At 62.7% G+C, this 21,252-nt stretch carries 22 protein-coding genes; 13 read left to right on the top strand and 9 right to left on the bottom strand.

From position 1 onward, the window contains the following. Positions 1 to 21 precede the first annotated feature (21 nt). On the top strand, positions 22 to 1,503 hold the full coding sequence (gene gatA, locus ACX93L_RS14780; protein WP_459405556.1) for an Asp-tRNA(Asn)/Glu-tRNA(Gln) amidotransferase subunit GatA: 1,482 nt from the start codon (positions 22 to 24) through the stop codon (positions 1,501 to 1,503). A 56-nt stretch (positions 1,504 to 1,559) separates the two neighbouring features. On the opposite strand, the gene ACX93L_RS14785 is transcribed toward gatA, so the two are convergent. Continuing rightward, positions 1,560 to 1,817 (bottom strand): YjhX family toxin, encoded by a 258-nt coding sequence (locus ACX93L_RS14785; protein WP_459405557.1) that lies wholly within the window; start codon positions 1,815 to 1,817, stop codon positions 1,560 to 1,562. 431 nt (positions 1,818 to 2,248) lie between these two features. On the opposite strand from ACX93L_RS14785, the gene ACX93L_RS14790 reads away from it, so the two are divergent. Beyond that, a complete protein-coding gene (locus tag ACX93L_RS14790) occupies positions 2,249 to 2,758 on the top strand; it encodes a GNAT family N-acetyltransferase (RefSeq protein ID WP_459405558.1) in 510 nt (169 codons plus the stop codon). Here the strand turns inward: ACX93L_RS14790 and ACX93L_RS14795 are convergent. Beyond that, positions 2,755 to 3,087 (bottom strand): DUF1294 domain-containing protein, encoded by a 333-nt coding sequence (locus tag ACX93L_RS14795; RefSeq protein WP_459405559.1) that lies wholly within the window; start codon positions 3,085 to 3,087, stop codon positions 2,755 to 2,757. The two genes, ACX93L_RS14790 and ACX93L_RS14795, sit on opposite strands and share 4 nt — an antisense overlap. A gap of 149 nt (positions 3,088 to 3,236) precedes the next feature. Between ACX93L_RS14795 and gatB the strand changes: the two genes are divergently transcribed. Beyond that, positions 3,237 to 4,742 carry an Asp-tRNA(Asn)/Glu-tRNA(Gln) amidotransferase subunit GatB gene (gatB, locus tag ACX93L_RS14800; RefSeq protein ID WP_459405560.1) on the top strand — a complete coding sequence of 502 codons (1,506 nt, stop codon included), beginning with the start codon at positions 3,237 to 3,239 and terminating at the stop codon, positions 4,740 to 4,742. A 3-nt stretch (positions 4,743 to 4,745) separates the two neighbouring features. Continuing rightward, on the top strand, positions 4,746 to 5,243 hold the full coding sequence (locus tag ACX93L_RS14805) for a GNAT family N-acetyltransferase (protein ID WP_459405561.1): 498 nt from the start codon (positions 4,746 to 4,748) through the stop codon (positions 5,241 to 5,243). 24 nt (positions 5,244 to 5,267) lie between these two features. Here ACX93L_RS14805 and ACX93L_RS14810 read toward each other — a convergent pair whose 3' ends face one another. Then, positions 5,268 to 5,705, bottom strand: coding sequence for a hypothetical protein (locus ACX93L_RS14810; protein WP_459405562.1), 438 nt, complete (start codon positions 5,703 to 5,705; stop codon positions 5,268 to 5,270). Positions 5,706 to 5,764: 59 nt separating this feature from the next. On the opposite strand from ACX93L_RS14810, the gene ACX93L_RS14815 reads away from it, so the two are divergent. The 7 genes from ACX93L_RS14815 to ACX93L_RS14845 all read left to right on the top strand — a co-directional run bounded on the left by ACX93L_RS14815 (position 5,765) and on the right by ACX93L_RS14845 (position 10,794). Continuing rightward, a complete protein-coding gene (locus ACX93L_RS14815; RefSeq protein WP_459405563.1) occupies positions 5,765 to 6,232 on the top strand; it encodes a GNAT family N-acetyltransferase in 468 nt (155 codons plus the stop codon). Between the two features lie 104 nt (positions 6,233 to 6,336). After that, positions 6,337 to 6,735: an NADH:ubiquinone oxidoreductase subunit NDUFA12 gene (locus tag ACX93L_RS14820; protein WP_459405564.1), complete on the top strand. Its 399-nt coding sequence runs from the start codon at positions 6,337 to 6,339 to the stop codon at positions 6,733 to 6,735. Between the two features lie 85 nt (positions 6,736 to 6,820). After that, positions 6,821 to 7,639, top strand: a complete 819-nt coding sequence (locus ACX93L_RS14825; protein ID WP_459405565.1) for a DUF2155 domain-containing protein — start codon at positions 6,821 to 6,823, stop codon at positions 7,637 to 7,639. A 184-nt stretch (positions 7,640 to 7,823) separates the two neighbouring features. Further along, positions 7,824 to 8,063, top strand: a complete 240-nt coding sequence (locus ACX93L_RS14830) for a hypothetical protein (RefSeq protein ID WP_459405566.1) — start codon at positions 7,824 to 7,826, stop codon at positions 8,061 to 8,063. Between the two features lie 278 nt (positions 8,064 to 8,341). Beyond that, a complete protein-coding gene (locus tag ACX93L_RS14835) occupies positions 8,342 to 8,815 on the top strand; it encodes a VOC family protein (protein WP_459405828.1) in 474 nt (157 codons plus the stop codon). Positions 8,816 to 9,089: 274 nt separating this feature from the next. Then, positions 9,090 to 10,163 (top strand): GmrSD restriction endonuclease domain-containing protein, encoded by a 1,074-nt coding sequence (locus tag ACX93L_RS14840; RefSeq protein ID WP_459405567.1) that lies wholly within the window; start codon positions 9,090 to 9,092, stop codon positions 10,161 to 10,163. Positions 10,164 to 10,167: 4 nt separating this feature from the next. Then, complete coding sequence (locus ACX93L_RS14845) at positions 10,168 to 10,794, top strand: hypothetical protein (RefSeq protein WP_459405568.1); 627 nt, start codon at positions 10,168 to 10,170, stop codon at positions 10,792 to 10,794. A 56-nt stretch (positions 10,795 to 10,850) separates the two neighbouring features. Here ACX93L_RS14845 and aat read toward each other — a convergent pair whose 3' ends face one another. From aat to ACX93L_RS14870, 5 genes are all read right to left on the bottom strand, one after another. Beyond that, positions 10,851 to 11,465: a leucyl/phenylalanyl-tRNA--protein transferase gene (aat, locus tag ACX93L_RS14850; RefSeq protein ID WP_459405569.1), complete on the bottom strand. Its 615-nt coding sequence runs from the start codon at positions 11,463 to 11,465 to the stop codon at positions 10,851 to 10,853. Between the two features lie 12 nt (positions 11,466 to 11,477). Then, positions 11,478 to 12,827, bottom strand: coding sequence for an acetyl-CoA carboxylase biotin carboxylase subunit (gene accC, locus ACX93L_RS14855; RefSeq protein ID WP_459405570.1), 1,350 nt, complete (start codon positions 12,825 to 12,827; stop codon positions 11,478 to 11,480). Between the two features lie 4 nt (positions 12,828 to 12,831). Beyond that, entirely contained in the window at positions 12,832 to 13,299 is a 468-nt protein-coding gene (accB, locus tag ACX93L_RS14860) for an acetyl-CoA carboxylase biotin carboxyl carrier protein (protein ID WP_459405571.1), read from the bottom strand. Between the two features lie 22 nt (positions 13,300 to 13,321). Continuing rightward, a complete protein-coding gene (aroQ, locus tag ACX93L_RS14865) occupies positions 13,322 to 13,759 on the bottom strand; it encodes a type II 3-dehydroquinate dehydratase (RefSeq protein WP_459405572.1) in 438 nt (145 codons plus the stop codon). Positions 13,760 to 13,889: 130 nt separating this feature from the next. Continuing rightward, a complete protein-coding gene (locus ACX93L_RS14870; RefSeq protein ID WP_459405573.1) occupies positions 13,890 to 14,651 on the bottom strand; it encodes a DsbA family protein in 762 nt (253 codons plus the stop codon). 206 nt (positions 14,652 to 14,857) lie between these two features. On the opposite strand from ACX93L_RS14870, the gene ACX93L_RS14875 reads away from it, so the two are divergent. Further along, on the top strand, positions 14,858 to 16,015 hold the full coding sequence (locus ACX93L_RS14875; RefSeq protein ID WP_459405829.1) for a pyridoxal phosphate-dependent aminotransferase: 1,158 nt from the start codon (positions 14,858 to 14,860) through the stop codon (positions 16,013 to 16,015). A 224-nt stretch (positions 16,016 to 16,239) separates the two neighbouring features. On the opposite strand, the gene ACX93L_RS14880 is transcribed toward ACX93L_RS14875, so the two are convergent. Beyond that, positions 16,240 to 19,116 carry an Rne/Rng family ribonuclease gene (locus ACX93L_RS14880; RefSeq protein ID WP_459405574.1) on the bottom strand — a complete coding sequence of 959 codons (2,877 nt, stop codon included), beginning with the start codon at positions 19,114 to 19,116 and terminating at the stop codon, positions 16,240 to 16,242. 682 nt (positions 19,117 to 19,798) lie between these two features. Here ACX93L_RS14880 and ACX93L_RS14885 point away from each other — a divergent pair. Then, complete coding sequence (locus ACX93L_RS14885) at positions 19,799 to 21,058, top strand: N-acetylmuramoyl-L-alanine amidase (protein ID WP_459405575.1); 1,260 nt, start codon at positions 19,799 to 19,801, stop codon at positions 21,056 to 21,058. The last annotated feature ends 194 nt before the right edge of the window (positions 21,059 to 21,252 follow it).

A 21,252-nucleotide genomic window follows, 5' to 3' on the forward strand; every position in this document is an offset into this window, starting at 1 on the left:
ATTCTGAAGTGAACCGACCTCATGAGCGAACTGACCAGCCTCACCATTGCCGAAGCCCGCGCCAAACTGGCCGCGAAGGAGATCAAGGCCGTCGAACTGACCGATGCCTATATCCAGGCGATCGAGGCCGCCAATGACGTGATCAACGCCTATGTGACCGTCACGCCGGAAAAGGCCCGCGAGATGGCGAAAGCCTCGGATGCCCGCTATGCCGAAGGTAAGGCCGGCGCGCTCGAAGGTATCCCGCTCGGCATCAAGGACCTGTTCGCCACGCGTGATGTCCATACCCAGGCCTGCTCCGACATCCTGAACCGCTTCAAGCCGAAATACGAATCGACCGTCACGCAGAACCTCTGGGATGACGGCGCCGTGATGCTCGGAAAGCTCAACATGGACGAATTCGCCATGGGCTCGTCCAACGAGACGTCCCATTACGGACCGGTCGTCAACCCGTGGAAGGCCAAGGGCTCCGACGAGAAGCTGGTGCCCGGTGGTTCGTCCGGCGGTTCGGCCGCTGCCGTGGCTGCCCATCTGTGCGCCGGCGCGACCGCGACCGACACGGGTGGATCGATCCGCCAGCCGGCGGCCTTCACCGGCACCGTCGGCATCAAGCCGACCTATGGCCGTTGCTCGCGCTGGGGCACCATCGCCTTCGCCTCATCGCTCGATCAGGCCGGCCCGATCGCCCGTGACGTTCGCGATGCCGCCATCCTCCTGAAGTCGATGGCAAGCGTCGATGCCAAGGACACGACCTCCGTGGACCTGCCGGTTCCGGACTATGAAGCGGCGCTGGGCCAGTCATTGAAGGGCATGAAGATCGGTATCCCGAAGGAGTACCGCGTCGACGGCATGCCGGGCGAGATCGAGACGCTGTGGAGCCAGGGCATCGCCTGGCTGAAGGATGCCGGCGCCGAAATCGTCGACATCTCGCTCCCGCACACCAAGTATGCGCTCCCGGCCTATTACATCGTCGCGCCCGCCGAAGCCTCCTCGAACCTGGCCCGCTACGACGGCGTGCGCTACGGCCTGCGCGTCGACGGCAAGGACATTGCCGACATGTACGAAAAGACCCGCGCTGCCGGCTTCGGCACCGAGGTCAAACGCCGCATCATGATCGGTACCTACGTGCTCTCGGCCGGCTATTATGATGCCTATTACCTGCAGGCGCAGAAGGTCCGCACGCTGATCAAGCGTGATTTCGAACTGGCCTTCCACGCCGGCGTCGATGCGATCCTGACCCCGGCAACCCCGTCGTCCGCCTTCGCCATCGGCGACAAGGAACTGGCGGCCGATCCCGTCAAAATGTACCTCAACGATATCTTCACGGTCACCGTCAACATGGCCGGCCTGCCGGGCCTGTCTGTTCCGGCCGGCCTCGACTCGAAGGGCCTGCCGCTCGGCCTGCAGCTGATCGGCAAGCCGTTCGAAGAGGAAACCCTCTTCAAGACCGCCCACGTCATCGAACAGGCTGCCGGCAAGTTCACCCCGGCGAAGTGGTGGTGATCGACCCACAATCGGAATGAAAAGAGCGGCGCCCTGGGGCGCCGCTTTCGTTTACGCTACCTGTTGTCAGGCTGTGACCGGACCAGCACCAGGCCGCGTTCTGTAATGCGGTAGGGCTTGCCGCCTTGTGATTTGATGGCCCTCTTCTGTTTCAGCTTTCGGAAGGCGATCACGTCGAGGCCGGTGAACATCCAGCCTTCGCGGGTGAAGAGCTGGATCTTCTCTATTCTGTGGTTTTCGTCGCGGGTGATTTCGATGCGCCCGCCCTGGGCGAGCAGGTGGAGGATGCGCTGTTCGGCGCGAGAGATGTCCATGATTGTCGATCCGGATAGCGCTCTTGAAGAGCGCATGAAAAACCGTTTCCGGCGCCTTGCGGCGTCGGGGCTATGCGTTTTTCACTGGCCCGTGCGCGCGGATCGGAATTGATCGCGGGCAGGGGCCCTTACCGGGTCTCGGACGAACCGAACATCCACACTCCATTGGTTGCGCCCTCAAGATGGGCGCGCCGCCTGTCTTCGTCAAGCACCTGAGCCGCGGCGGGACGTCTTGTCGCGGCGCCGTGGTGATTCGGTCACAAGGCCTTCTCGCCGGGCGAGAATGGACCCGCCTCTTCGAGGAGCATCCGGGACGATGCGCCAAAGCATTGATGTGTATACATAATGTCCGCCGGAAAATTGTCCTTCGGGCTCAAGGCTGGAAAATCGCTGCCCCGGATGGTCTACTGCGATCGAAGGATGGGCAGCCAATGATCACGATACGCAATGCGCGCCGCGACGAGGCGGACCTTTTGGCCGAGATCGGCCTTCGGGCCTGGGAAAAGGCGATGGTCCTCGTCGGCGAGACCAAGTCGATGGTCGAAAGTGCCCGTAGCGCCTTCGTCAACTTCACCCACAGTGAGTGGCTGACGATTTCGGTGATCGACAAGAACGGCCAGCCGGCCGGCTGGGCGGCGCGGGAGCATCTGGACGAGAACATCACCGATTTCTGGATCGATCCTGATTTTCAGCGACAGGGTCTGGGGACCGCGCTGCTCGCCGAGATCGAGAAGGAGATCGTCCATCAGGGGTTTTCCAGGGCGAGCCTCCAGACCCATGCCAAGAACATCGAGGCGGTAGGCTTTTTCGAGAAGCACGGTTATGCGGTCCACTGGCTGACCACTGTCTACAATCCCAAGCTCGACCGGGACATCCAGTCGGTCGGCCTGTCGAAACAGCTCGCCGCCCCCGCCGTCCCGGCCTATGGCCAGGAGTTCTAGAAGCCGCGGAAAATCGTCAGTGTCGCCCGGCTCCCTGCTAGCGCCGGGCCCGGAGCGAGAACCGCCACGCCGATGATGACCGTCTGCAGAATGAAGAGCGCCGGCAGCGCTACCCGGAATGGCGGCTTGCGGGTCTTGTGGCGCATGAGGCGCTGGCAGAGGAAGGCGCCCGCGCCTCCGCCGAAGAAGGCAAGGCCAAGAAGCGCGTCTTCCCGGATCCGCCAGCCACCGTTTTGTGCTGCCAGCTTGTCCCAGGCATAGACGCAGAAGACGACGACGTTGTAGAGCGCGAGGATCGCAAGGAGGGTTAGGCTCGTTTCGCTTGGCATCGAGCCATGATGGCCGATCCGGATTAACGCTTGGCAAAGTCCGCCGCACCGCTCCCGCGATCGCTCGTCCAGGCCCGACAAGCCTTGCGCCTCCGCACCATTTGCTCTACCTCAACCGATACGAAAACAACGCATGACACGAGCAGCCGATGACCCTTGTTGACACCCGCACGCCCGATCCGAAACGCCTCATCCCGGGAGCAACCGGCGACTGGGAAATCGTTATCGGCATGGAAGTCCACGCCCAGGTGACGAGCCAGTCGAAGCTCTTCTCCGGCGCTTCGACGACCTTCGGGAATGCGCCGAACGCCAACGTCTCGCTTGTCGATGCCGCCATGCCCGGCATGCTGCCGGTCATCAACGAGGAATGCGTGGCTCAGGCCGTGCGCACCGGTCTCGGCCTGAAGGCGCAGATCAACAAGCGCTCGATCTTCGACCGCAAGAACTATTTCTATCCGGACCTGCCGCAGGGCTACCAGATCTCGCAGTTCAAGGATCCGATCGTCGGCGAGGGCAAGATCATCATCTCGCTCGGCCCCGACCGCCAGGGCAACTTCGAGGATATCGAGATCGGGATCGAGCGCCTGCATCTGGAGCAGGACGCCGGCAAGTCGATGCACGACCAGCATCCGACCATGTCCTATGTGGATCTGAACCGCTCCGGCGTCGCGCTGATGGAAATCGTGTCGAAGCCCGACATGCGCTCGTCCGACGAGGCCAAGGCCTACATGACCAAGCTGCGCTCGATCGTGCGCTATCTCGGCACCTGCGACGGCAACATGGATGAAGGCTCGATGCGCGCCGACGTCAACGTCTCCGTGCGCAAGCCGGGCGGTGAGTTCGGCACGCGCTGCGAGATCAAGAACGTCAACTCGATCCGCTTCATCGGCCAGGCGATCGAATACGAAGCCCGTCGCCAGATCGCCATCCTGGAGGACGGCGGCTCGATCGACCAGGAAACCCGCCTGTTCGACCCGAACAAGGGCGAGACCCGTTCGATGCGCTCCAAGGAAGACGCGCATGACTACCGCTATTTCCCCGATCCGGACCTGCTGCCGCTCGAGTTCGACGATGCCTTCATCGAGGCGCTGAAGAAGGACCTGCCGGAACTGCCTGACGACAAGAAGGCCCGTTTCGTCCGCGAACTCGGCCTGTCGGTCTATGACGCCTCCGTGCTGGTCTCGGAAAAGGCGATCGCAGACTATTTCGAGGCCGTGGCCGAGGGCCGCGACGGCAAGACGGCCGCCAACTGGGTCATCAACGACCTGTTGGGTGCCTTGAACAAAGCCGGCAAAGCCATTGAAGAGACTCCGGTTTCGCCCGCCCAGCTGGGCGGCATCATCGACCTCATCAAGGCCGAGACCATCTCCGGCAAGATCGCCAAGGACCTGTTCGAAATTGTCTTCAACGAAGGCGGTGACCCGGCGGAGATCGTCGAAGCCCGCGGCATGCGCCAAGTGACCGACACCGGCGCCATCGAAAAGGCCGTCGACGAGATCATCGCCGCCAACCCGGACCAGGTCGCCAAGGTTCTCGCCAAGCCGACGCTCGCCGGCTGGTTCGTCGGCCAGGTGATGAAGGCGACCGGCGGCAAGGCCAACCCGCAGGCGGTGCAGGCCCTCGTCAAGGCCAAGCTCGGCATCGTCGAGGAGTAGGCCTTGTTCTTCGTCCGCACCGCCAGCCTCAAGGACGCGGAAGCGCTCCGCACCCTGCTGTCGGACGCCTTTCACGCCACCTATGATCCACTCTACGGTGAGCAGAAGGTGCGCGAGCTGGTCGATGCCTGGCATTCGATCCCGGCCTTGAAGGCCCGGATCGGGAAGAAAGGCGGCGAATTTTTGGTGGCCGATGACGGCCGCCGGCTCGGTGGCATGGCCTATGCGGCCATGTCCTCGAAAATGGCAAAGACGGCCTTCTTGCACCAGCTCTATGTTCATCCCTCATGTCTGCGCATGGGGATCGGCCGCGATCTCTTCGCCGAGCTCGAGACCTGTTTTCCCGATGCCGAGATCATGCGGCTGGAAGTGGAGCCGAGGAATGCCGCCGCGATCGGCTTCTACGAGGCCCACGGCTTCGCCGAGGTCGACCGCACGACGAGCTGCGGCGGCCCCGACAGCGGCCTGCCGGCGATCATCATGGAGAAACGCCTCAGCTGAGTGCCGGCAGGTGTCTTGGCCGCGTCAGTTGTCCATCGGAACTTCTTCCGACGTCCCGTCCTCGTCATAGGTCAGAACCGCCGTGCATTCGATGAGGTCCGGCCGTTTGACGTTGTCGCAGGCGACCTTGGCGGCGGCGAGCGCCAGTTCCTTGCTTTCCCAGCCGCAGAAATATTCGTGCCAGTGCGGCCCCTCGGACGACTGCATGAAGACGTCGACGCTGAAGCGTGCGGGGAAGCAATAGGCCTGCTCCAGACAGTCTTCCGCCGTGCCGCCACCGTCGATGCACTGTTTCTTGGCGCAGTCGAAGGCGCTGGCCGCGTCCTTGCCTGTGCACACCCCGCTCGACATTTCCGGCGCCTGGACGAAGGCGATGCCCTTTCTCCCGCCTTCCTCGGCGAAGGCCGCAGCCGCGACCACGGTCAGAGCAAAAATAGTGGTGCAAAACCGTGAGATCGTCATACGCAGCGCCTCCCTCTGTTCCTAACGTCTGGACCGATTAACGCCGGGAAGGATGAAGCATGCAAGCGTCAACGGTCACGATCAGGCCAGCTACCGAAAATGATCTGGACGCCATCGTCGCACTTCTCGCATCCGACGATGTCGGCGGTCACGGCGACACGACGGACGAGGGTGCGCGAGCCGACTATCTCGCCGCCTTCCGGACGCTCCAGCAGACGCCGCGCGAAGTGCTTTATGTCGCCGAACGGGACGGCGAGGTCGTCGGCACCTTCCAGACGCTTCTGACCACCACGCTTTCGGGCCGCGGATCGACGTCGATGATCGTCGAGGCGGTGCATACGCGGCCCGATTGCCGGGGGCAGGGGATCGGCGCGGCGATGATCCGCCACGCGATCGCCGAGGCCGAACGGCAGGGCTTGCGCCTCGTCCAGCTGACCTCGAATGCCCGCCGCACCGACGCGCACCGCTTCTATGAGCGGCTCGGTTTTATCCGGAGCCATTTCGGCTTCAAGTACAAGCTGAAATGAGTGCCGCCGCGCGGCGAATCACTGGACAACCGGCCGGGGAGGCGGCATAAGCGGAGAAAGATGACAAGCCGACTGCCGCAACCGGCACGGACCAAGGACGAGACATGAAGCAGCTTCTGTTGGAACTTTTCACCTGGTGGAACGGTCAGACCATGGGCACGCGGTTCTTCACCTGGCGCAAGGGCACGAAGGTCGGTGAAGACCAGTTCGGCAACATCTATTACGAAGGCGGCAAGACCACCTTCGGCCTGCCGCGCCGTTGGGTCATCTACAAGGGTTACGCGGACGCTTCCGCCATTCCGGCCGGCTGGCACGGCTGGATGCACTACCGCACCGACGTTCCGCCGTCGAAGGAAGACTACAAGGCCGCCGAATGGCAGAAGGGGCATCGCGCCAACCCGACCGGCACGGCCGCTGCCTACCGTCCCCAGGGCTCGATCGCCGCGACCGGCGAGCGTCCGCGAGTGACGGGCGATTACGACGCCTGGACCCCCGGCAACTGACACCCGATTTGGCCACATTTCGGTTCTAGGGCCTCTGTGTGGCGCCCGAGCTGCGAGCGGCGCCCACGGATTTGAAGGCTGGAGAATGGCAGACATGAAGCGTTTCGGGCGTGGCTCAACCCTTGCTGTGCTGGGCATGGCGGCCTTGTCCGTTTCCGCCGCGACGCTTGCCGGCATGGGAACCGCCCGGGCCGAGCGCATTTCCAATCCGGTCGCCGAATTCGCCGGCATCGACAAGATCACCGGCCGCATCACCTCCTTCGACGTCTATATCGATGAGACCGTTCAGTTCGGCGCCCTGCAGGTGACCCCGAAGGTCTGCTATTCTCGCGACGAAACCGAAGCGCAAAAGATCGACGGCTTCGTCGAGGTCGACGAAATCACCCTCGACCGCAAGATCCGCCGCATCTTCTCCGGCTGGATGTTCGCCGACAGCCCGGCGCTCAACGCCGTCGAGCACGCGATCTATGACGTCTGGCTGACCGGCTGCAAGGAGAAGTCCGACGTTCCGGCTCCCCCCGGCGTGAAGGCCGCCCATGCGGCGCCCGAGCCGGCCAAGGCGGCAGCGGCCCCCGCGCCGGCAACCGATGGCACGGCGCAGCCGTCCGTCGATCCGGGCGCAGCCGCACCGGCGGACGCGGCACCCGCAGTGGGGCTGCCCGGCGAAGCCGCACCCGGCGTCGTGCCGCCCCTCGACGCGCCGCAGGAAATCCCGCAGGACGTCCCCGGCGACGCCTTGCCGCCGACCGACTTCCCGCAGGACGGCTTGCCCCAGGACGGCTTGCCCCAAAACGGCTTCCCTGAGGACGGCCAGCCGGTGCCCGAGGGGCAGTTGCTGCCGCCGGCCGATGTCGGAACGCCGCCCGGTGCCGGAGCTCCGCCGCCTGGTGTCGGGCTCTACTGAGCCCGCGCACCTTCACGGCGTCACGCGCTGGAGACGACCCGGACCGCGACCTGATGCCCGTCGGCCGCGCCAGACCCCATCTGAATTGACCATGCCTGCACCCCGGTTCACCGGCACGGCGCAATGCCGCGCTTGACAATGTCCTTGAATGAGAACATTCAGGGAACGAACAGGAGCCTCGACCATGTCCCTTTCTGAAAAATTCATCGTCCTGCCTTTCAAGAAGAACCGCGGAAACGTGGTGCCCGGTGAGATGCGCCAGGCCTCCAATGCGGTGTCTGCCGAAAAGATCGCCACCGCCATGTCGGCCCGCCACATCGGCGTCGCGGCCTATTCGGTGCAGGTGGACGAGGAGAGCGGCGACATGTCGAGCCCGCGCCTGCTCATCCAGTTCGGCGAGACGGCCGACCTGACGGCCGCGTGAGGCGCGGAGAAAATTCCCCTCCCAAACCCCTCCTCCCAAGGGGGAGGGCTTGACCCGGCCATACCCCCCGACGCCCGGGCCGCGATTCGGCCCAGTCCCCCTTTGGCCGAGACGCCGCCCCACGTTTTCTCCCCCCTGGAGGGGGAGATGCCCGGCAGGGCAGAGGGGGGTGATCCCACGCCCGGACCTTTCTTCCGCCCGCCATTCTCCCTTGACGCAACCGGCTTTCGGGCGTGCAATGCAGGGATGTGCAGAGCCGGGGAGGAGAAACCATGGCCATTGCGAAGAACACCATCTGCCTGTGGTACGAGAAGGACGCCGAGGCCGCGGCCCGTTTCTATGCCGAGGTCTTTCCCGACAGCGCGGTTCATGCCGTCCACCGCGCGCCGAGCGACTATCCCTCCGGCAAGGCGGGCGACGTGCTGACCGTCGAGTTCACCGTCGCCGGCATTCCCTGCATGGGCATCAACGGTGGCCCGGCCTTCCGGCAGTCGGAAGCCTTCTCCTTCCAGATCGCGACGGACGACCAGGAAGAGACCGACCGCTACTGGAACGCCATCGTCGCAAACGGCGGGCAGGAGAGCGCCTGCGGCTGGTGCAAGGACCGCTGGGGCCTTTCCTGGCAGATCACCCCACGCACCCTGACCGAAGCCATGGCGGCGGGCGGCGATGAGGCGAAGCGTGCCTTCGAGGCGATGATGGAGATGGGCAAGATCGATGTGGCGAGAATTGAGGCGGCGAGGAGGGGGTGAGGGGGCTGCTTGGTCTGTTGGATACTAGAACGGGGCCGGGTAACTGTCTGCTTCCCATAATTGAGAGACAGAAGCAGCCATATTACGGTGGCTCGTTGAGGGCTGCTATCGGCTCAAAGCTGTCATCAGGTATTCGCTTGCTCACACGGAGCGCGAAAGGAAGAGTTGCGGAAAGTTAGCCGCAAATGAATTCACAGCGGAGTTGAAAAACGATACTGAAAGTCAGTCAAGTATTCTGTGATGGCAGCGGTGTTCTCCGCTCTGGGGTTTACGAATGAAGAGTTTTGATTCTCGCACCTATAGCATCAACGATTTTGTCGAGTGGGATAGCCAGAAGCAACTCGTCCTCAACCCAATCTTCCAGCGGCGTGCAGTCTGGAGCGAAAAGGCCAAGAGCTACCTCATAGACACCATTCTTCGTGGGAAGCCGATTCCTAAGGTTTTCATCCGTCAAAGGCTCAACGTCACCACTAAGCAGTCGATGCGCGAGGTGGTGGACGGGCAGCAACGCCTCAGGACCATTCTTTCCTATGTCAAGGATGGTTTCTCATTGGGGCGCGGTCAGCACCCCGAGTTCGGTGGTATGCGCTTCAGCCAGCTTCCCGAGGAAGCCCAGGCGCAGTTCCTGTCGTTCGAAATCGCGGTCGATCTGCTCATCAACCTGCCGGACTCCGAGATCCTGGATATCTTTGCGCGCCTCAACTCCTATGCCGTCGTCTTGAACGATCAGGAGAAGATCAACGCCGCCCACTTCGGCCCTTTCAAAGTGTTGGCCGACAAGATCGCCTTCGAGTACAACGAGTTCTGGAGGGCGCAGGACATTGTTTCAGCGGTCCAGATTCTTCGGATGCAGGAAGTCAACCTTGTGGCCGACATCCTCATTGCGATGATCGAGGGCATCAAATCCAAGAAGCAGATTAAGCGGTACTACGGCATTTACGAGAAAGACTTCGCGCACGATACGCTGGAGCTGGAGGAACATTTTCGCGACGTTATGGACACCATCTCGAAGCTGTTCCCTGAAGGGCTGAAGGAGTCCGAGTTCCGGCGTAACCACCTCTTCTACTCACTCTTTACTGCCGTCTATCACTGCCTCTATGGCTTGCCCAAGTTCGATTTCGACAACCGGCCGGTGCCACGGGTGTCTCTGGCCACCGAGGCCGAGATCGAACGGGCGCGGAACGGGCTGGACGGGGTGACGGAGCTGTTCTCGGCCGAGCCGGGAGAGCTGCAGAGGCAGGCTGCCCAGTTCCTGCAGGACAGCCGGCGCGCAACCACCGATGGAGCCGTGAGAGAACGCCGCGCACGGTATCTTCTCGACCTGATGAATACGGGTTTCACGGGTTAACCACGTGCCTATCGCGCAATCTCTGGCTGGTTTCCAAGCGAGTCTTGCGCAGTGCGATAGCTTGATAGCTAACGCACACCGGACAGACGCGGCCGGCGCGAACATCTTTCCACAGCGCGACCGCGAGCAGATCACCGTGGCCGCGTTCCTCAACTTGTTCATCGCATGGGAGGAGTTCATCGAGGCGGCCTTTGGCGATTTCATGATGGGCGATGCCACGTTAGGTGGTAACCAGCCGGTTAAGTTTGTGTCGCCGCCGACGCGGGACCATTCAACAGGGATGGTGATCCACACCCACCGGTTTTTCGATTTTGCCCACCACGAAAATGTCCGAAAGCTGGCGAGCCTGTATTTCCAAGGCGGCTACCCGTTCGACCCCACCCTAAGCAGCATCACGGCTGAGTTGCAGGACTTGAAGACCATCCGCAATTCGTGCGCTCATATGTCCTCCTCGACCCGCAGGGCTCTTGAATCGTTGGCAGGGCGGATCATGGCCCAACCCCAACCCGGAATCGGCGTGTATCAGCTTTTGATCGCGGTTGACCCGAGGGGTCCGGGCAACAACACTACTGTTTACGCCGCCTACCGGGACAAACTGATCGCGGCCGCAATCAGCATTGCTCAGGGTTGAAGAAGGGCCGAAACTGCATTCGCATTTGTCCGCAATTGCCGCAAACCGCCCCCCACTCAAAACACCAACGTCTCCCCCTCCATCGCCCTCTCCAACAACACCCCATAGTCCGCCTTGGGAACATCGATTGCCCCGAATGTCTTCAGGTGTTCCGTGGTGAACTGCGTGTCGAGCAGCGTAAACCCGCGCTCCTTCAGTCGTTCGACGAGATGGACGAGGCAGATCTTCGAGGCGTCGGTGCGGCGGGAGAACATGCTTTCGCCGAAGAAGGCGGAGCCGAGCGAGACGCCGTAGAGGCCGCCGACCAGTTCGCCGCCCTCCCATGCCTCGACGGAATGGGCGTGGCCGAGGCTGTGCAGCGCGCTATAGAGGTCGCGGATGGTCTGGTTGATCCAGGTGCTCGGCCGGTTGTCGACCTCTTCCGCGCATTTTTCGACGACGCGCTCGAAGGCGGTGTCGAAGCGGATGTCGAAGGGCTTTTTGCGGATCGTCTTCAGGAGACTTTTGGAGACGTGGAACTCGTCGAGCGGGATGATCCCGCGCATCTCCGGCTCGACCCAGAAGATCTCCGGGTCGTCGGCGGCATCCGCCATCGGGAAGAGCCCGATGGAATAGGCGCGCAGCAGGAGTTCCGGCGTTATGCTCTGATCCCTGCTGCGGCGCCCTGCCATTCCTAAGTCACCTCAGGCGGAGGTCCTGGCCAGATAGTCTTCCAGCCAGTGGATGTCGTAGTCGCCGTTCGCGATGTCCTGGTTGGCGACCAGGTCCTGGAACAGCGGCAGCGTCGTCTTGATGCCGTCCACGACGAACTCGTCCAGCACGCGGCGCAGCCGCATCATGCATTCGACGCGGGTGCGTCCATGCACGATCAGCTTGCCGATCAGGCTGTCGTAGTAGGGCGGGATCTTGTAGCCGGCATAGGCGCCACTGTCGACGCGAACGCCGAGGCCGCCTGGAGCGTGGAAATGCGTGATCGTGCCGGGCGAGGGTACGAAGGTGCGCGGATCCTCGGCATTGATGCGGCATTCGATGGCATGGCCGGAAAAGACGATCTCGTCCTGGGTGACGGACAGGCCGGCACCGGAGGCGACGCGGATCTGCTCGTGCACCAGGTCGATGCCGGTGATCGCTTCGGTGATCGGGTGCTCGACCTGCAGGCGGGTGTTCATTTCGATGAAATAGAACTCGCCGTTTTCGTAGAGGAACTCGATCGTGCCGGCGCCCCGGTACTTCATCTTCTTCATGGCGTCGGCGCAGATCTGGCCGATCTTCATGCGCTGGTCGACGTTGAGGGCAGGGGAATTGGCTTCTTCCCAGACCTTCTGGTGACGGCGCTGCAGCGAGCAGTCGCGTTCGCCGAGATGGATCGCATTGCCGGCACCGTCGCCGACGACCTGCACCTCGATGTGGCGCGGCTTGCCGAGATATTTTTCCATGTAGACGGCGGCGTTGCCGAAGGCGGCTGCGGCTTCCGTCCGGGCGGTGTTGAACGCCTCTTCGAGGTCATCCTCGGTCTTGGCGACCTTCATGCCGCGACCGCCGCCACCGGCGGTGGCCTTGATGAGGACCGGGAAGCCGATGGCGCGCGCGGTTTCCAGCGCATTCTCCGCCGTCACTTCGCCGTCCGAGCCCGGAACGACCGGAATGCCGAGTTCGACGGCGGTCTGCTTCGCGGTGATCTTGTCGCCCATCAGCCGGATATGCTCGGCGGTCGGCCCGATGAAGGTGATGCCGTGGGCATCCAGGATATCGGCGAACTTGGCGTTCTCCGACAGGAAGCCGTAGCCCGGATGAACGGCGTCGGCACCGGTGATTTCACAGGCCGCAACGATCTGGTGGATGTTGAGGTAGCTGTCGCGCGACGGCGGCGGGCCGATGCACACACTTTCGTCGGCGAGGCGCACATGCATGGCGTCCGCGTCGGCGGTCGAATGCACCGCGACGGTCGCGATGCCGAGTTCCTTGCAGGCGCGCAGGACCCGGAGGGCGATTTCGCCGCGGTTTGCGATGAGGATCTTCGAAATCGAGCTCATCGGCTTACTCGATGACGACGAGCGGTTCGCCGTATTCGACGGGGCGACCATCCTCGATGAGGATCTCGACCACCTTGCCCGAACGCGGCGCCGGGATCTGGTTCATGGTCTTCATGGCTTCGATGATGAGGAGGGTCTGGCCTTCCTTGACGATCGAGCCGACTTCGACGAAGGGACGCGAACCCGGAGCCGGAGCAAGGTATGCGGTACCGACCATCGGGGCCGTGACCGCATTGGCGAGGTTGCGGGCGGGCTCGGCGGCTGCGACCGGGGCGGTTGCCGCGGCCACGGCAGGGGCGGCGACCTGATAGGCCGGCATCTGCGGCATCGCCATCATCTGCGGCGCGGCGCGCGACACGCGGATGCGCATGTCGTCCTGTTCGACTTCGATCTCGCTGAGATCCGTCTCGTTGAGGATATTTGCCAGATCACGGATCAGAGCCTGATCGATTCCCGATTTCTTGTCAGCCATGGAAAGGGGTCCTGTATTCTTGTTATTGCGTGATGTTCTTCAGCGCGTGGAGCGCCAGGATGTAGCTGTGCGGGCCGAAACCGCAGATCACGCCCTTTGCGGCAGGCGCGATCATGGATGTGTGGCGGAATTCTTCCCGGGCATGGACGTTGGAGATATGCACCTCCACGACCGGAACGCCGATCGCCCGGATGGCGTCGTGCAATGCGATCGAGGTATGCGTATAGGCACCGGCATTGATCGCCACGCCCACCGCCTTTTCGCCAGCCTCGTGCAGCCAGTCGACCAGCATGCCTTCGTGGTTGGTTTGGCGGAAATCGACGGTAAGCCCGAGTTCAAGGCCTGCGGCGATGCAGTCGGCCTCGATGTCGGCGAGCGTCTTGCCCCCGTAGATCCCTGGCTCCCGTTTGCCGAGCGCGTTGAGATTGGGGCCGTTCAGAACGAAAATTGTTTTGCTCATCTGCGGTTCCGTCGACTTTCAACCGCCTCCTATAGACCGCTGGGGCCGCAAGGGAAAGCCCCTAGCGGCCCGACGGTGATTCGTTCCCCCGAAAATGAGGGCTATTTCGGGCAGGCGCGGGAAACCGAGGTCAGCAAGCCGTCTGGCCGCAGCTGCGGACGTTGGCCACCTTCTCTTCGATCGCCTCGGAGCCGATGGCGCCGAACACGGCTTCGTCGCCGACGATGTAGGACGGAGTGCCGGTAATGCCGAGGCTGGTCGCCAGCTGATAGGCTTCCTTGACGGACTCGTCATTCGGGCTTTCGGCCATCTTGGCGCGGATCGCCTCTTCGGTGACGCCGAGCGAGGCTGCCACTTCAAGAGCGCTCTCTTCGCCGGCGCGGCCCTCGCTGCCGAGCAGGGCGCGGTGGAAGTCGCCGTATTTCTCCGGCGCGATCTTGCGGAAGGCGTCGGATACCTTGTGGGCCGCCTGCGATTCCGGTCCAAGGATCGGGAATTCCTTGAGCACGAAGCGCACATTCTTGTCCTTCGCCAGGATCGCGTCCATGTCGGAAAGCGCGCGCTTGCAGTAGCCGCAATTGTAGTCGAAGAACTCGACGACGGTTACGTCACCCTTGGGATTGCCGAGCGTGATGTCGTGCGAGGAGGCAAACAGCGCGTCCTTGTTTTCCTTCACGGCGGCCGATGCCTGTTCGAGACGGGCGGCCTGCTGCTTCTTCTCAAGCGCATCCTGCACGTCGAGCATCACTTCCGGATTGGCGATCAGGTAATCCTTGATGAAATCGCCGATTTCCTTCTTCTGCGCGTCGTCCAGTGCGCCCGCGCTGGTGGGCAGCACCACCGGCATCAGCACCAGGGCGGTTGCCGCAAGCTTCTTGAAACTGAAGGCCATGTCATTCCTCTCATGGGCATTCCGCTATCGCGGATCTCGGCCGGATGGCCCTCGCCATCCGAACCCGTTGATTTGCTGTAGCGTATCGGCAGCGAGCGGCAAGTGAAATCGGAAAAAGGGCTGCGCCTGAGCGCTCTCGCCATTGTGAACAGCGCAATAATGCGGCAATTGTCGGGCGCCCTTGACGAGACCGGAGCGAGGTTTTGGTGGTTTCCCTTTCCAGACGCAGTGCAGTTGAACCCTTCCATGCCATGGATCTTCTGGCCGAGGCGACCCGGCGCAGAAATGCCGGGGCGCCGGTCATTTCGATGGCCGTCGGCCAGCCTGGCCATCCGGCGCCGCAGGCAGCCCTGGCTGCGGCGCGCGAGGCGCTCGCCCATGGGCGCATCGGCTATACCGATGCGCTTGGCCTTTCCGAGCTGAGAAGCAAGCTGGCAGACTATTATCGCCGGCGACACGGTGTTGCGGTCGATCCCGCCCGGATCGTCGTCACCACGGGCTCGTCCGCCGGCTTCAACCTTGCGTTCCTCGCACTCTTCGATCCGGGTGATGCGGTGGCAATCGCGCGGCCCGGTTATCCGGCCTATCGCGCCATTCTCTCGGCCCTGGGACTGACCGTCGTCGAAGTGCCTGTGAACGAGGAGACGCAATTCACCCTGACGCCCGAAAGCCTCGAAGCGGCGCAGTCGAACGCTGGCGTGAGGCTGAAGGGCGTTCTGCTCGCGAGCCCTGCCAACCCGACCGGCACCGTCACCGGCCGCGCGCAGCTGAAGGCGGTCTATGACTATTGCCAGGGGCAGGGGATCACGCTGATCTCCGACGAGATCTATCATGGCCTCACCTATGCGGGCGAAGAGGCGACTGCACTCGAGATCGGCAACGAGGCGGTCATCATCAACTCGTTCTCAAAATACTATTGCATGACCGGCTGGCGCATTGGCTGGATGGTCGTGCCGGACCACATCGTTCGGCCGCTCGAATGCCTGGCGCAGAGCCTCTACATCTCCGCCCCGGAACTGTCGCAGATCGCCGCGATCGCAGCCCTCGACGCGGAAGAGGAGCTGGAGCACTACAAGGCGAGCTGCCGGCGCAACCGCGACTTCCTGATGACACGGTTGCCTGAGCTGGGCCTGCCGTTGCTGTCGCCGATGGATGGCGCCTTCTACGCCTATGTCGATGTCGGTCGGTTCACCAATGACAGCATGGCCTTTGCCCGGCGTATGCTGGCCGAGATCGATGTCGCGGCAACGCCCGGCATGGATTTCGATCCGGTCGAGGGGAACCGGGCGCTGCGCATCTCCTATGCAGGCACCTATGCCGAGATGGTCGAGGCAACCGATCGGATGGCGCGCTGGTTGCCTTGAGAAAAACGATTCCGGATCAACGCCCTGGCGGCGTTTCCGGAATCAAATTGACAGGGCCTTGAATCGAAATGTGAACACTGGCCGCTTCGTATGCCGGGCGTTCGATACGGTCTGCATTCGCAGTCGTCTTACGTTCCACCTGCCGCCTTTGCCCAGGACCCGCAACAACGAAAAAAGGCCGCTTTCGACGCGGCCTTTGATCATCTTCGGCTTTGGGCGACTTCTCAGAAGAAGCCGCGCTTCTGCCACCAGCCACCCTTCTTCGGCTTCGGCGGCTCTTCGTCTCCCTCGGTCGCGGTCTTGACCGAGGTCACGACCGGTTCGGACGAAGACACGTTCGACTGCCGATTGGCGCGGGCCGGCTTTGCCTCTTCCACGGCCTCCGCCTCGGCAGCGGCCTCTTCCTCTTCTGCTGCGGGGGTCTCCGCGACCGGTTCGGCGACAGGTTCGGCGACCGGCTCTGCGGCCGGCGCTTCGGCCTTGGCTTCGGGCTCGGCCGAGATGACCGGCTCTTCGACCGGCGATGCGACAACCTTGGCCTTGCGGCTGCGGCGGGGCTTCGGCGCGACGATTTCCTCGCCCGCTTCGATGACCGCCTGAGCCGTGGGCTCTTCCGTAACCGCCTGTTCTGCGATGTCCTCGATCAGAGCGGCTTCGGTGTCGCTGTCGTCCTCCGACTCATCCTCTCCGGATGCCTCCACACCGGCTTCGCCGCCTTCCTCGCCCGGACGGTTGCGACGGCCGCCACGCTTGCCGCGACGACGGCGCTTGCGCTTCTGGCTATCATCGCCCGCCGCTTCGGTTGCATCTTCGCGACCTTCCTCTCCAGCCTCGACGGCGGTGTCTTCATCGCCCTCGTCGCCTTCATCCTCGTCGCCTTCACCCTCGGCGCCGGCCTGTGCGCCATTGCCGCCCTGGCCGTTCTTGTTGCGGCGACGGCGACGACGCTTGCGCTTGCGGCCGCCCTGTTCCTCACCATTGGCGGTGGCGGACTGGGCCGACGGTGCGGCTGCGATGATCTCCTCGTCGTCTTCCTCTTCCTCCGGCTCGGGAACGAAATCGTCCTCTTCGATCGCCGGAAGCATCTGCATCAGGCTTTCGATCTTGACCGGATTGGCAACCGCTTCGCCGCGGTCGATGCCGAAATGCTGCGACCCGACCGAGCTGTCGCTGTCGATGACAATCGAAACGCCGAAGCGGTGCTCGTAGTCGACGATGGTGCCGCGCTTCTGGTTGAGGAGGTAGAGCGCCGTTTCAGGGGTGGTCCGCACGGTGATGTCGTGCGTCGTGTTCTTAAGCAGGTATTCCTCGATACCGCGCAGGACGTGCAGGGCGACCGAGGACTGCGAACGGATGAGGCCCGTGCCGCCGCAATGCGGGCAGAGCTGGGTGGTCGATTCGAGAACCGAAGCGCGGATGCGCTGGCGCGACATTTCCAGAAGGCCGAAATGCGAGATGCGGCCGACCTGGATGCGGGCGCGGTCGTTCTTCAGGCAATCCTTGAGCTTCTTCTCGACCGCGCGGTTGTTGCGCTTCTCTTCCATGTCGATGAAGTCGATCACAACGAGGCCGGCAAGGTCGCGCAGGCGGAGCTGACGCGCCACTTCTTCCGCGGCTTCAAGGTTGGTCTGGAGTGCCGTATCCTCGATCGAGTATTCGCGGGTCGAACGACCCGAGTTGACGTCGATCGAAACGAGAGCTTCGGTCTGGTTGATGATGATGTAGCCGCCCGACTTCAGCGTCACCTGCGGCTGCAGCATGCGGTCGAGCTGACCTTCGATGCCGGAGCGCGAGAAGATCGGATGAAGATCGCGATAGGGCTGAACCACCTTGGCGTGGCTCGGCATCAGCATCTTCATGAAGTCCTTCGCTTCGCGATAGCCTTCTTCGCCCGAAACGATGATCTCGCTGATGTCCTTGTTGTAAAGGTCGCGGATCGAGCGCTTGATGAGCGAGCCTTCCTCATAGACGAGGCAGGGCGCAGTCGAGTTGAGCGTCAGCGTGCGGACGTTTTCCCAAAGGCGCATCAGGTATTCGAAGTCGCGCTTGATCTCGACCTTGGTGCGGTTTGCACCGGCGGTGCGCAGGATCACGCCCATGCCCTGCGGCACTTCGAGGCCGCGCGCGATTTCCTTGAGGCGCTTGCGGTCGGTCGGCTGGGTAATCTTGCGGGAAATGCCGCCGCCACGGGCGGTGTTCGGCATCAGGACCGAATAACGGCCGGCGAGCGACAGGTAGGTGGTGAGGGCAGCACCCTTGTTGCCGCGTTCTTCCTTCGCCACCTGAACCAGGAGGATCTGGCGGCGCTTGATGACTTCCTGGATGCGGTACTGCTTGCGCGGCTTGCGCACGACGCGGTCCGGAACCTCTTCCATGGCGTCTTCGGCGCCGACGGATTCGATCTCTTCCTTCTCGCCGTCGCCATCATCGTCGTCATCGTCGAAATCGTCGTCGCGGCCGCGGCGGCCGTCGGTGTCTTCCGAGATCTCGTCGTCGGTCTCGAACAGGGCGGCCATGTCGTTGCGGCCGTCATCGTCACCAGCGTCGCTCGCTTCAGCGGGCTGTTCTTCCGCCTCGGCTGCGGCCTTCTTGGCGCGCGGCTTGCGGACGCGCTTCGGTTTTGCCTTGGGGGTTTCTTCCTCGGCCGCGACTTCTTCCGCAACTGCTTCGACCGGAGCCTCCGCTACGACTTCGGCTTCGGTCTCGACGAGGGTTTCCGTTGCCGGAACGATGCCCGTATCGGGCTGCTCCTGGGTCGCGAGATCGACGACCGGAGCTGCGTCTTCTAGGTCGCCATCGTCCTCGCGGCGATGTTCCTCGGCTTCCGCGCTCAGCAGTGCCTGACGGTCAGCATAGGGGATCTGGTAGTAGTCCGGGTGGATTTCGGCAAAGGCCAGGAAGCCGTGGCGGTTGCCGCCGTAGTCGACGAACGCGGCTTGAAGCGAGGGTTCGACCCGCGTGACCTTCGCCAGATAGATGTTGCCGCGGATCTGCTTCTTGTGTTGGGACTCGAAGTCGAATTCTTCTATGCGGTTACCGCGTACGACGACAACGCGCGTCTCTTCCTCGTGAGACGCGTCGATCAGCATTTTGTCTGCCATTTAAGATGTGCTCCTCGGCGCCGCCTGGAAGCTGTCCACTCGCTCGCTGTACTTTGGTGCGGGTGAGGCTTGAGGGGCTGGGCGCCGGATATAGATGTTCTCGCCCGACGGGGTGCGCTGGCAGCAATTGAACGGCCGTCGGGATCCTCGAAGAGCCCGACCCGCCAAGAGTGTTCAATACCAACTGCAACGACATCAAAGACCGAACGAAAACGACAATGACATAGGCCCCTTGGGACCCGATGAGTGCTCGTCAGAGCATGTGGTGGACATCCACCAGTTACGTTTGCCGGCCGGGCCGACGTGTTAAACAAGTTTCAGGATAAAAATGCGGAGACGGCGGATGAGTGTCCGACAAGCTAGGCGCCAAGTCCTTGAAGAGGTTGGCAGCCGCGGTGGTCATTCTATCCCGTTGGCACTTTTAACCCTCCCGTGCCTTGTATGTTTTCTCTGTGACAATAGCAAGGGGAAACGAAATTATGCCATAATATCGATTGATTAGCCTGTTTCGGTGACAATTCGCGATTCTCGGTCTTTTTCGGCGCTTGTGCCGTTTTGATACACTTCGATCGGGAAATTTGCCGTGGATTTTGGCTCGGGGGGACTGATTTCATACGAGATTGATGGGATCGGCACGCTAAGAGGCGATGGCAGAAATTCTGTTACGGGGAAGCGCATCCATATGAAATGGTCTCGTCCGAGACGCTTTGCAGTCCAGACGCGTGCATTTGCGCGAATCGTCGCCGTCGTGCTGCCGTTGGTTGCCGCCTTCGCTTTCCCGGGCGGCGTGAAGGCCGCATCCTCCGACCCGATCGCGGCATATGCAGCGCGCATCGTCGGTGATCGCGCCCGCACTCGCATCGTCATGGAATTCGACCGCAAGCCTGAGATCGAGGTGCGCTATATCGCGAGGCCCGATCGCATCGTAGTCGACCTGCCGTCGACCGTCTTCACATTTCCCGAGGCCGACTTGCAGGCGAGGGGCCTCTTCCGCGACATCCGCTACGGCTCGATGGACGTCGATTCCGCCCGGCTCGTGCTCACGGCGGAACGACCGGCGCGGCTGGTCGGCAGCGAGGTGATGGCGAACGAGGACGGCAAGGGCTATCGCCTCGTGCTCGACGCGGAAATGGTCACGGCGCAGGATTTCGAAAAGCTTGTGGCAAGTCAGGCCTGGAACGGCGGCGAGCAGACGATGGCGGTAACCCGCGGCGACCGCGTCGGTGGATCCGAGCAGGCAAGCCCGGGGGCTTTCGTCATCGCCATCGACGCCGGGCACGGCGGTATCGATGCCGGCGCGGCTGGCGCAGCGACCAAAACGGCGGAAAAGGAAATCACACTGGCCTTTGCCAAGGCACTCAAGGAGCGCCTGAAGTCGGAGACCGGCATCGAGGCCTTTCTGGTTCGCGAGGGAGACGAGTTTCTTTCCCTTTCCGAACGGGTGACCATCGCCCGCCAGCGCGGTGCGAACCTGCTGATCTCCTTCCATGCCGACACGCTGGGACAGAACAATATCCGCGGCGCCACCGTCTACACGATTTCGGACAAGGCCTCGGACCGGATGGCCGCCGATCTCGCCGAACGCGAAAACCACTCCGATGCCGTCGGCGGGGTCAATCTGTCGGCGGAGCCTGCTGAAGTCTCCGACATCCTGCTCGACCTGACCCGGCGCGAGACCCAGGCCTTCTCGATCTCGCTCGCCGATGCCGTTGTGAAGTCCTTCGAGGGGCAGGTGGCCTTGATCAACAATCCCCATCGCTACGCCGGTTTCCGCGTCCTGCAAGCCCACGACGTGCCGTCGATCCTGCTCGAAATCGGCTTCCTGTCCAACAAGGACGACGAGAAGCTGTTGCTCGATCCGGCCTGGCGGGCGAAGATCGCTGATCTGCTGGCTGCTGCAATAAAGCGCTACCGCGTGCCACTGGTGGCGAACGGCGGCTGAAATCGCAATTGATCCTCGCTGAATGTTGCGGGCATAACAGAACAGTGGCCCTATTTTCCTCACAATCGGGCCGTTACTCCGAACGAGGCGGATTGCTTTCGAATCCTGCGGGAATGATTGCTGGCCGCTTGCGTCTTGCCAAGGGGCCAATGACGTGCATAACGCCTCGCTATGTGCGATGTTCGCCCATTGCG

This window comes from Rhizobium sp. CAU 1783, assembly GCF_054551725.1.

What these genes read in the sequence shown, in the direction of transcription:
- gatB (WP_459405560.1), top strand. Translation starts at nt 3,237, where the DNA reads ATGACCCTTGTTGACACCCGCACGCCCGATCCGAAACGCCTCATCCCG.
- ACX93L_RS14885 (WP_459405575.1), top strand. Translation starts at nt 19,799, where the DNA reads ATGAAATGGTCTCGTCCGAGACGCTTTGCAGTCCAGACGCGTGCATTT.
- ACX93L_RS14795 (WP_459405559.1), bottom strand. Translation starts at nt 3,087, where the DNA reads ATGCCAAGCGAAACGAGCCTAACCCTCCTTGCGATCCTCGCGCTCTAC.
- ACX93L_RS14830 (WP_459405566.1), top strand. Translation starts at nt 7,824, where the DNA reads ATGTCCCTTTCTGAAAAATTCATCGTCCTGCCTTTCAAGAAGAACCGC.
- aat (WP_459405569.1), bottom strand. Translation starts at nt 11,465, where the DNA reads ATGGCAGGGCGCCGCAGCAGGGATCAGAGCATAACGCCGGAACTCCTG.
- ACX93L_RS14815 (WP_459405563.1), top strand. Translation starts at nt 5,765, where the DNA reads ATGCAAGCGTCAACGGTCACGATCAGGCCAGCTACCGAAAATGATCTG.
- accB (WP_459405571.1), bottom strand. Translation starts at nt 13,299, where the DNA reads ATGGCTGACAAGAAATCGGGAATCGATCAGGCTCTGATCCGTGATCTG.
- ACX93L_RS14785 (WP_459405557.1), bottom strand. Translation starts at nt 1,817, where the DNA reads ATGGACATCTCTCGCGCCGAACAGCGCATCCTCCACCTGCTCGCCCAG.
- ACX93L_RS14840 (WP_459405567.1), top strand. Translation starts at nt 9,090, where the DNA reads ATGAAGAGTTTTGATTCTCGCACCTATAGCATCAACGATTTTGTCGAG.
- aroQ (WP_459405572.1), bottom strand. Translation starts at nt 13,759, where the DNA reads ATGAGCAAAACAATTTTCGTTCTGAACGGCCCCAATCTCAACGCGCTC.
- ACX93L_RS14820 (WP_459405564.1), top strand. Translation starts at nt 6,337, where the DNA reads ATGAAGCAGCTTCTGTTGGAACTTTTCACCTGGTGGAACGGTCAGACC.
- ACX93L_RS14825 (WP_459405565.1), top strand. Translation starts at nt 6,821, where the DNA reads ATGGCAGACATGAAGCGTTTCGGGCGTGGCTCAACCCTTGCTGTGCTG.
- accC (WP_459405570.1), bottom strand. Translation starts at nt 12,827, where the DNA reads ATGAGCTCGATTTCGAAGATCCTCATCGCAAACCGCGGCGAAATCGCC.
- ACX93L_RS14810 (WP_459405562.1), bottom strand. Translation starts at nt 5,705, where the DNA reads ATGACGATCTCACGGTTTTGCACCACTATTTTTGCTCTGACCGTGGTC.
- ACX93L_RS14870 (WP_459405573.1), bottom strand. Translation starts at nt 14,651, where the DNA reads ATGGCCTTCAGTTTCAAGAAGCTTGCGGCAACCGCCCTGGTGCTGATG.
- ACX93L_RS14880 (WP_459405574.1), bottom strand. Translation starts at nt 19,116, where the DNA reads ATGGCAGACAAAATGCTGATCGACGCGTCTCACGAGGAAGAGACGCGC.
- ACX93L_RS14790 (WP_459405558.1), top strand. Translation starts at nt 2,249, where the DNA reads ATGATCACGATACGCAATGCGCGCCGCGACGAGGCGGACCTTTTGGCC.
- gatA (WP_459405556.1), top strand. Translation starts at nt 22, where the DNA reads ATGAGCGAACTGACCAGCCTCACCATTGCCGAAGCCCGCGCCAAACTG.